Below are 9,281 nucleotides of genomic sequence, written 5' to 3' on the forward strand. Positions count from 1 at the left end.
TACGAGTTTGATTTTGGGTACCCAATAGAAAAATTTCGACATGGTTTTCCACTATTTTCAGAAAAGTTATACACATTTTGCACAAAACTATCCACAAAATGTGGATAATATTTCAGAAATTCAGTTTTTTCAGGAGATGACATACATGGAAACAATCCAACTAACTGTGGATAAAAACGTGGACAAAGAAAAAATTTATTCACAAGCTGTGGATTTATTAAATCAAGGGGAAGTTGTTGCTTTTCCAACTGAAACCGTATACGGTCTTGGAGCAGTGGCAACAAACGATGAAGCTGTGAAAAAAATTTATGAAGCAAAAGGGCGCCCATCCGATAATCCCCTCATTGTACATATTGGAACGGTTGAAGAAGTGACGGATTTTGTGGAAGAGATTCCAGAAAAGGCAAAAACTTTAATGGAACGTTTTTGGCCTGGTCCACTCACTTTAATTATGAAAGCAAAAAAAGACGTACTTGCTAAAAGCGTGACAGCAGGCTTATCAACGGTTGGACTTCGCATGCCAGATCATGAAGTGGCATTGACTTTGCTTAGAATGTTGAAAAAACCGGTAGCAGCTCCTAGTGCAAACCGCAGCGGAAAGCCGAGTCCTACAAAAGCAGAGCACGTTTATGAAGATTTACAAGGACGAATCCCATTAATTTTGGACGGTGGCACTACTGGAATCGGTATTGAATCAACGGTAATAGATGTAACGGTAAATCCACCAGTTATTTTACGTCCAGGTGGTGTAACGAAGGAGATGATAGAGAAGGAAATCGGTGAAGTTATTGAACCGACGCCAAAAGAACAGCAACTTGAATCCACTCCGAAAGCTCCTGGCATGAAGTATACCCATTATGCCCCAGATGCACCTGTTTATTTAATTGAAAATAATCGAGAGCGAATCGAACGAGCCATTGACGAATTGAAACGAGAAGGACATAAAGTGGCTCTCCTTGCTCCATCTAACTTTTCATCAACAACAGCGGACTATTTTTTCCCGTATGGTGAAGAGGAAGATAAAGAGCAAATGGCGGCGAAATTATACGACGATCTCCGTGCGTGTGATAAAACGGATGCTTCAATCATATTAGCAACAACCACTACAACTGAAGGAGTTGGCGCAGCAATTATGAATCGCCTCCACAAAGCTGCTGGAGGAAAATGGTATGGAACACCTAGCACCACTACTTGAAAATTGAGACAATCATAGAAGAGCCAGGCACCTCCTGAAAAGTGCCTGGCTCCCTTAATATTTGTGTCTTCTAATTCATAAGATGGTATAAATCTTTCTGGGAGAAAAGAGGACGCTGATTGCAAGAAATTTTTTCGGGTCTTATTGTTTCACTTGATGTGGTAGCACTCTATTTATTAATTACAGATGTAAAAAGCCGTTTTTTACTTTCTATGTGGACAGCCATTCTTCATATGATTTTTCCAGTCATCGGATTTACTTTAGGAAATTGGATGCTTCAGATTTTTATGCAATGGTCCAATATTGTATCTAGCATTCTTTTATTTTTTATCGGATTACAAATTATTTTATCCTCAAAAAATGGACATCGCACTCTTCCGATTGGATTATTAGCCATTACAGCAAGTTTAGACACCTTTTCAGTGAGCATTTCTTTTGGTATGCTTAACTTACAAAAGTATTACTTTATACTAAGTGCAGGAATATGGACTTTTATCCTATCATATATAGCATTACATATAGCAAAAGCTGGCATTTTATTTAAAGGTACGCCATTTAAATGGATTGCGGGCTTATCTTTGATTACAATAAGTGTATATACATTATGGGATCAGTAATAAGGAAGAGTGAGAGGGTACCATGAATATTTATTTTGTTTGTACAGGAAATACATGTAGAAGTCCGATGGCAGAAGCCATCTTAAAGCACAAAAATATCGATGGCATCCAAGTGAAGTCAGCAGGGATATACGCACTAGAAGGAGGGAAGATATCAGAACATTCTAAAAGCGTTTTAGAGCAAGAAAATATTCAATTTCATCACACAACAAGACAAGTAAATGAAGAAGATATTGCATGGGCAGATTTAATTTTAACGATGACAGCCGCTCACCGCGATATGATTCTACAATTTTATGAACAAGCAAGAGGAAAAACTTATACTCTTAAAGAATATGTAACACCATATAGTTCTTTGGATGTATCCGATCCTTATGGTGGTGATTTGAACACATATAAAAACACATATGAAGAATTAAATCGACTCATTGAGGAATTAGTGAACAAAATAACTGGAGGTGGTAAAGAAGATGAAGAAAACATTTAGTATTCGCTGGAAGCTTGTTCTATTTGTTGGAGTTTTAGCCATTGTCACTTATTCAACAAGCTTTGTATTCATCCGCTTTTTACATCCTTACTTTTTCTCGCAATTTAGCATATTTTCAAACAAACTTATCTTTGAGATTATTACATACTTACTAGGTATTACTTGGTCATGTATTTTAGCTGCCGTATGTAGCGTTGTATTGACGAAACCGCTTGAAAAACTTGAGAAAACAGCAACGAGAGTAGCGGAAGGTAAAATTGGGCAAGATGTGGAAATGCCAAAAACTCATGACGAAATTCGTTCAGTGGCAGAAGCTTTCCAACTGATGTTGCAAAATTTACGTCAAATGGTTGAAAGCATTGATGTAAACTTCCAAAAAACGAATGAAACCATTATTGAACTATCCGAGCAAACAACGAGAGCTACAAGAAAAGCAGAGGGTATTGCTGAAACCGTTGGACAAATTTCAGCGGGGGCAGAAGCTTCTGCAATTGCGGTTCAAGAAACAGTTGAAGCCATTGAAGATGTGAGACAATTGGCTTCGGAAGTAAATCGAAAAGCATTGAACTCAAGAGAAGAATCTTTGCAAATTATCGAAAACTTAAAAATTACTTCGAGTGCTTTTAACAACTTGATTGAAAGCATTCAAAAAATTACGTTAGGAAATGAAAAAGCACTTGAGAGCATTCATCAATTGGAAAAAAATGCTGAGCAAATTGGGAACATCATTAGTCTTGTTGGTGACATTGCCGCACAAACAAACTTGCTTGCACTGAATGCATCAATTGAGGCAGCGAGAGCTGGTGAGCATGGAAAAGGTTTTGCTGTTGTAGCTGAAGAAGTGCGTAATCTTGCAGATGAAAGTGCGAAGGCAGTACAAGGAATTGCAGATTTAATTAAAACTATGCAAGAAAACGTGCATGTCGTTGTAAGACAAATGAATGAACAAGTATCATTCGCGAAAAAAGAATCAACGAAAATTACAGAAGCAACAGCGATTGTTGAGCAAATGTCAACTAGCGTACGCGAAATGGCAGATGCTGTTATTCAAATTTCACAATTAATTGAGAAACAAATGGAAAATATTGAAACGACTGCTCGTCAATCCCAAGAAGTTGCAGCGATTGCAGAAGAAACATCTGCTGGTGCTACAGAAGTGAAAGGTTCAACAGATGAACAAGCTGTAAGTTTAGAGCAAGTAGAAAAACTTTCCCAAGAATTAAAACAACAGTCTGAGCAATTATACAGATTCATTCAACAATTCGATCGTTCAAACTAATTTCTATGAAACTGGGGATATCTTTATAGGAACTTTTCTAGGGAGATATATTAGAAACGATGCAAAAGGGGGCATCATCGAATTAATCTTGGGACTCAGTGCATGCAGTGGGTAATGAATCAACTGAAACGCATCAGAAGAATCAATAAATAGTACTCTTACTGCTAAGGGTGAAAAGATTGTAAAATCAAGTTGTACGGGTTGCCACGGAATTGATTTTTCAGGTAATTTTGATCCAAATTTACATAATCTCTCATTATCAAAAGATTAGATTAAAAGGCCGAAAATCAATGCCACCTGGTACTGCAAACGGCAAGGAAGAAGAGGTAGCTGAATATTTATTGACATTAAAGTAGGACAAGCATTTGACACAAAACTCGAACGGAAAATGATGACGTTCGGGTTTTTTATTTTGGGAGTGAAATTGCTGAAATTAATTCATGAGTTCAAAATGTGGGCTTATGTAGCGTGGGATATACGCCATAGTGAAATAAAATGGAAGCGTACCTGAGAAATTAAAGAACTAATCCACCGCCAATCAAAAATTAAAGGCTGTTTAGAAAGGGTTTTTACTTCCTAAACAGCTCTTTTCATCATAGCTTTGCGTGCCATACAAAGATCATTCTGTGATCTCAAACATCGCTCGAATTGCTGGAATACCCGTCCCTGGATGATCATCTCGATAGGTTAACATCGGTCTTAAATAATATGTCGGTTGCGTTTGTTGTCCTTTATAAATGGATGGATAGATATCGATGAATTGATACCCTGGATCACCAGTTGCAACTAATTTTACTTTCACTGTACCTTGCGTATTAAATCCACAAATATATCCAACATAACTGTTGTTATATAAAACCGCTAATGCATTATCGAATTCAGTCCAACCAGAACCTTTGATTGTTATCACAAACTCAGTGCCAACGGGTCCGGATGAAGGAGAAACTGACACAAGGGAAGGTAAAATTCTTAAATATGTTTGACCGTAGACTTCATCTCCCACTTTGACATCTATTAAATGCGGAAGCCCACCTAAATCATCAGGAATTACAAATTCATAAGTTACAGTTCCTTTGTCATCAGTCGTTGCTTCTCCCAAGTCAAAAATTTCTGGGCCATATCCCTCTGCCGTAACACGAGTACCGACCATTGTATGCCAATCAAACTTCACTTTTTCATTTTTTGGTAATCCAGAAGCAGTTAATACAACAGGTTCGCCTACTGTACCTTCAGAATGATTCAGTGTTACTGTCACGCCATCTTTATTTTTCGGTGTAGGCATCTTGATTCCGCCATCTGCTGCTTTTGGAGCCTCTTCCACATAAGACTCAGTTGTAATTGGTTTATCGTCTGTAATTTCAAAAGTGAAATAATGGGTATCGATATAGTTAATGGCGGAACTGCTTCGGCTCAAATAAGGGAATCCACTTGCTCCGCTTTCAACTGTGATGCTGTGAAGCCCCTTTTTCCCTGTAGCTCGGAATACGGCTTCCGCTTTACCGTTAGTTGTAATCGCTGTAATCATACCTGTATACTTATTATCCCAGTTTACGTGCCATAAACTACCGAACATTTTCCAACTTAAGCCTTCTCCTTTTATAATCACTTCCGTTCCAGGAGGGCCAGAAGTTGGGCTCATCGTAAACACCGTTTCAACAAAGAAATTGGCTTTTGCGACAACTTCATCTTCTTGATAGATGAGAATATCGTGGTCATCGCCAAATCCATTTGGAATAGAAAAAGTTCCTTTCCATTGACCAGAAGTATCGGTTGTTCCTTCTGATACAATTTTTTCCACCGGTTCATAAGCGGCTCCGATAAAAGAATAATTATCTTCTATCTGATATGAACCAATCATATCTACCCATACGACTTTTAATGGTGTATCAGGCTTTAATGATTCAACGGTAAGAGTAACTTCATCTCCAATACGGCCGCTATTTTGACTTAATGACACTTTTCCTATTAAATTCATATCTTTTTGTTCGGAAGCATTTTGTTCAGACTCATTTCTAGCTTCATCATTTGTTTTTTCAGATTCTTGACTAGTAACAGTACAGCCTGCCATGATTGCGATCAATAATAGTAGTGTGATGAACCGATTTCTATTCATCATGAAGCAGATTCCTCACCTTCAGAAGGTGCCGTTTCTTCAGATGAATCTTCTTCTGGTGTTTGTGTCTCCAATAACATTCTCGCTTCCTCACCCTTTTCAAGAATCGTTAATTTAGATAATGAAACATTGAATGGTTCATAGAAAAATTCTTTTCCGTCCACTTCCGCAACAATCTTGTAATCTAAAGTTCCAGTAGGGAAGTCATCTGGTACTGTCCAACTTACTGTATAAAGGAGAGTTCCTTCTTGTCCGTGCGGTCCAAGCTTCATTTCGTACTCATCCCCAGTTGCTAAAACCACTTTGACTTTCGCGTTTTCTACTGTTTCATTGGTAGTTTGGTCAACAACATTTGCACGGAATACAATCGTATGTCCTCGTTCAAATCGGCTATCTACTACACAAACTGCATCAGCCTGTAGGTGAGAATTAATTGTGTCACCAAGTACAACAATAGAATTTTCTTCGGTTGTTTCACTTAATTTGTTGCTATTTTCCTCTGATTTTGAATTTCCTCCGCTACAGCCTGTAACGAGAAGTGCAGCAAATAAAACCCCTACAAACCACTTTCCCCCAGCTATCATTAACAACAAATCCCCCTTTAAGTTTTATATTTTCTTCCAATAAAATGGAAGATATGAACGTCATATTACAGTAAAAGTGGAAAAATCAAGAATTATCGATCCTGTATATGGAAATAGTACGATAGGTGAAAGGATTTAAGAACTATTTGGTATAAAGAAAATTTCCGAATAATTTAAAGAAAAAAGGGAAATTTGATAAGATTTTGTATGAAAAATGAACAATTTTTTATGTTTGGTGAAAAAATATTCGTATTTTCACAAAAAAATAGGCTGAAAAGGATGTGAAAATCCGTGTTAATCTTTTATAATTAGTGGTACACTGTTGGTAAATAAGCTTTAGGAGGTAAACAGGTGAAAGTAGCAATTTCATCAGACCATGGTGGCATGAATTTACGCAAAGAAATCATGGATCTGTTAGACGAGATGAATATTGAATATGAAGATTTTGGTCCAAAAATATCTGAATCGGTTGATTATCCAGACTATGCTCTTCCAGTGGCGGAAGGAGTAGCAAGCGGAAAGTACGACCGAGGTATTTTAATTTGTGGAACGGGAATTGGTATGTCCATCGTTGCCAATAAAGTAAAAGGTGTTCGATGCGCACTAGTTCACGATGTATTTAGTGCCAAAGCTACGAGATGTCACAATGACTCAAATGTACTTGCAATGGGAGAAAGAGTCATTGGTCCAGGTCTTGCGCGAGAAATCGTAAAAACATGGTTGAATACTGATTTTGAAGGCGGTCGTCATGAACGTCGTGTAAATAAAATTACTGAACTTGAAGGGTGAGTCGTCCAATGGCTCTAGAAACCATTCGGAATCAAATAATACAGCTATTGAAAGAGTTTGAAGAGCAAGTTGAAATGATGCCTGGACAGTTATTTGTCGTAGGCTGCTCTACATCAGAAGTAAAAGGTTCTAAAATAGGAACTGCTGGCTCTATGGAAATTGCTCAAGTGCTATATGAAGCATTGGATGAATTTGCGAAGAAACATCATATTTATCTTGTTTTTCAAGGATGTGAGCACATTAACCGCGCATTAACATTAGAACACGAAGCGGCGGTGAAGTATGGCCTAGAGCCAGTCTCTGTAATTCCTGTTGCGACTGCTGGAGGATCGATGAGTGCATACGCTTATACGAAAATGAACAATCCAGTCGTCGTAGAACATGTTCGCGCGCATGCAGGAATAGACATAGGACAAACTTTCATTGGCATGCATTTAAAAGAAGTAGTCGTTCCTGTTCGCACATCGGTACGTCAAATCGGAGAAGCGATTGTTACTACGGCAAAAACTCGGCCAAAGCTCATCGGTGGTAGCCGTGCAGTTTATGAACGGCAAGAAGGAAAAACATGCCATTAATCATTTTAATTGATAGATTTTTTAATAATTTTCGATAACTCAATGTACCTATATAATAGTGAAAATAACTGTGATTTGTTTTATATTTAAATCAGAAAGAATAGTTAAAATAATTTAAAGTTTCGAGCAGTTGGAAAACTTCTATTTAAACTAGTTGCATAATAAGTGGAACCTTTTCCCACTTAATTTTAAAAACATAACAATAGGGGGATCTTTGATGGCTTACGAAAAACTAGCAGCACAGGACAAGGCAGTTTTAGAAGCAATTTTAAATGAAAAGAAACGTCAACAAGAAAACATTGAATTAATTGCATCTGAAAATATCGTGACTGAAGCCGTAATGGAAGCACAAGGTTCAGTGTTAACAAACAAATATGCAGAAGGTTATCCAGGTAAACGTTATTACGGTGGATGCGAACATGTGGATGTAGTAGAAGAGATCGCTCGCGAGCGTGCCAAAGAACTATTCGGTGCAAAATTTGCCAATGTTCAACCACACTCTGGCGCTCAAGCAAACATGGCGGTGTATTATACAATTTTACAACCTGGCGATACAGTATTAGGGATGAATTTATCTCATGGTGGTCACTTAACACACGGTTCACCAGTAAACTTCTCTGGTGTTCAATACAATTTCGTTGAATACGGCGTAACAAAAGATACAAATGTGATTGATTATGATGATGTTCGTGCAAAAGCATTAGAACATAAACCAAAATTGATTGTTGCGGGAGCTTCAGCATATCCAAGAGAAATTGATTTCAAAAAATTCCGCGAGATTGCGGATGAAGTTGGCGCTTATTTCATGGTGGATATGGCTCACATCGCTGGCCTTGTTGCTGCTGGTGAACATCCGTCTCCTGTACCATATGCTCACTTCACAACTACAACAACGCACAAAACATTACGTGGTCCTCGCGGCGGGTTAATACTTACAAACGATGAAGAATTAGCAAAGAAAATCGATAAAGCAGTATTCCCTGGAATTCAAGGTGGACCATTAATGCATGTTATTGCTGCAAAAGCGGTTGCATTTGGAGAAGCGTTAAAACCAGAATTCAAAGAATATGCAAAACAAATTAAGAAAAATGCTCAAGTTCTTGCGGAAACTTTAATTTCTGAAGGATTACAAATTGTTTCAGGCGGAACAGACAACCACTTATTGCTTGTAAATGTTAAATCCGTAGGTCTAACTGGTAAAGTAGCTGAAAAATTATTAGATGAAGTAAAAATTACAGTAAATAAAAACTCTATTCCATTCGATGAAGAAAAACCATTCGTTACTTCTGGTATTCGCATCGGTACGCCTGCAATTACAACACGTGGCTTTAAAGAAGAAGACACAAAAGAAGTTGGTTTAATCATTGCGAAAGTATTGAAAAACCCTGAAGATGAAGCTGTAAAAGAGGAAGCACTTGCACGTGTTAAAGCTTTAACAGATAAATATCCTATTTATGAAGACTTAGTAGTAGGGGAATAATTCCTCTTATGCCCGCTCAAGCTGTTTGAGCGGGATTTTTTTAGTGCGCCTGGCATGGGTGTAATCTATAGGGTGTAAGTCCCGAACTGTGAAGGCAGAAGTAACAGTTAGCTTAACGCAAGGGTGTCCGTGGTGACGCGGAATCTGAAGGAAGCGAGCGGC

The 9,281-nt window shown here is 38.0% G+C and carries 10 protein-coding genes; 8 read left to right on the forward strand and 2 right to left on the reverse strand.

Translation table 11 applies throughout. From position 1 onward, the window contains the following. Positions 1 to 145: 145 nt before the first annotated feature. From HF990_RS12040 to HF990_RS15400, 5 genes are all read left to right on the forward strand, one after another. Positions 146 to 1,195: an L-threonylcarbamoyladenylate synthase gene (locus HF990_RS12040; RefSeq protein WP_016837254.1), complete on the forward strand. Its 1,050-nt coding sequence runs from the start codon at positions 146 to 148 to the stop codon at positions 1,193 to 1,195. Between the two features lie 119 nt (positions 1,196 to 1,314). After that, complete coding sequence (locus HF990_RS12045; RefSeq protein ID WP_016837253.1) at positions 1,315 to 1,812, forward strand: manganese efflux pump MntP; 498 nt, start codon at positions 1,315 to 1,317, stop codon at positions 1,810 to 1,812. Between the two features lie 22 nt (positions 1,813 to 1,834). Continuing rightward, the gene (locus HF990_RS12050) at positions 1,835 to 2,299 is read left to right on the forward strand and encodes a low molecular weight protein arginine phosphatase (RefSeq protein WP_016837252.1); all 465 of its coding nucleotides are present in this window, start codon (positions 1,835 to 1,837) and stop codon (positions 2,297 to 2,299) included. Then, positions 2,283 to 3,578: a methyl-accepting chemotaxis protein gene (locus HF990_RS12055; protein WP_016837251.1), complete on the forward strand. Its 1,296-nt coding sequence runs from the start codon at positions 2,283 to 2,285 to the stop codon at positions 3,576 to 3,578. The genes HF990_RS12050 and HF990_RS12055 overlap by 17 nt, the downstream gene beginning before the upstream one ends. Positions 3,579 to 3,756: 178 nt before the next feature. Then, positions 3,757 to 3,849 carry a hypothetical protein gene (locus HF990_RS15400; RefSeq protein ID WP_409373619.1) on the forward strand — a complete coding sequence of 31 codons (93 nt, stop codon included), beginning with the start codon at positions 3,757 to 3,759 and terminating at the stop codon, positions 3,847 to 3,849. A gap of 348 nt (positions 3,850 to 4,197) precedes the next feature. Here HF990_RS15400 and HF990_RS12065 read toward each other — a convergent pair whose 3' ends face one another. Continuing rightward, positions 4,198 to 5,694: an IPT/TIG domain-containing protein gene (locus tag HF990_RS12065; protein ID WP_168412686.1), complete on the reverse strand. Its 1,497-nt coding sequence runs from the start codon at positions 5,692 to 5,694 to the stop codon at positions 4,198 to 4,200. Further along, positions 5,691 to 6,275, reverse strand: coding sequence for a hypothetical protein (locus HF990_RS12070; protein ID WP_016837248.1), 585 nt, complete (start codon positions 6,273 to 6,275; stop codon positions 5,691 to 5,693). Before HF990_RS12070 ends, HF990_RS12065 begins: the two co-directional genes overlap by 4 nt. A gap of 351 nt (positions 6,276 to 6,626) precedes the next feature. Here HF990_RS12070 and rpiB point away from each other — a divergent pair, with 351 nt between their 5' ends. From rpiB to glyA, 3 genes are all read left to right on the forward strand, one after another. Then, complete coding sequence (rpiB, locus tag HF990_RS12075; RefSeq protein WP_016837247.1) at positions 6,627 to 7,064, forward strand: ribose 5-phosphate isomerase B; 438 nt, start codon at positions 6,627 to 6,629, stop codon at positions 7,062 to 7,064. 8 nt (positions 7,065 to 7,072) lie between these two features. Further along, positions 7,073 to 7,639, forward strand: coding sequence for a TIGR01440 family protein (locus HF990_RS12080; protein WP_168412687.1), 567 nt, complete (start codon positions 7,073 to 7,075; stop codon positions 7,637 to 7,639). Positions 7,640 to 7,856: 217 nt separating this feature from the next. Further along, complete coding sequence (glyA, locus tag HF990_RS12085) at positions 7,857 to 9,119, forward strand: serine hydroxymethyltransferase (protein ID WP_016837245.1); 1,263 nt, start codon at positions 7,857 to 7,859, stop codon at positions 9,117 to 9,119. Positions 9,120 to 9,281: the final 162 nt, after the last annotated feature.

This window comes from Ureibacillus thermosphaericus, from assembly GCF_012396605.1.
In the GTDB taxonomy this organism is placed as follows: domain Bacteria; phylum Bacillota; class Bacilli; order Bacillales_A; family Planococcaceae; genus Ureibacillus; species Ureibacillus thermosphaericus.

Coding starts and splice junctions, on each gene's coding strand:
- HF990_RS12040 (WP_016837254.1), top strand. CDS start 146: ATGGAAACAATCCAACTAACTGTGGATAAAAACGTGGACAAAGAAAAA.
- HF990_RS12050 (WP_016837252.1), top strand. CDS start 1,835: ATGAATATTTATTTTGTTTGTACAGGAAATACATGTAGAAGTCCGATG.
- HF990_RS12055 (WP_016837251.1), top strand. CDS start 2,283: ATGAAGAAAACATTTAGTATTCGCTGGAAGCTTGTTCTATTTGTTGGA.
- HF990_RS12065 (WP_168412686.1), bottom strand. CDS start 5,694: ATGATGAATAGAAATCGGTTCATCACACTACTATTATTGATCGCAATC.
- HF990_RS12070 (WP_016837248.1), bottom strand. CDS start 6,275: ATGATAGCTGGGGGAAAGTGGTTTGTAGGGGTTTTATTTGCTGCACTT.
- HF990_RS12080 (WP_168412687.1), top strand. CDS start 7,073: ATGGCTCTAGAAACCATTCGGAATCAAATAATACAGCTATTGAAAGAG.
- glyA (WP_016837245.1), top strand. CDS start 7,857: ATGGCTTACGAAAAACTAGCAGCACAGGACAAGGCAGTTTTAGAAGCA.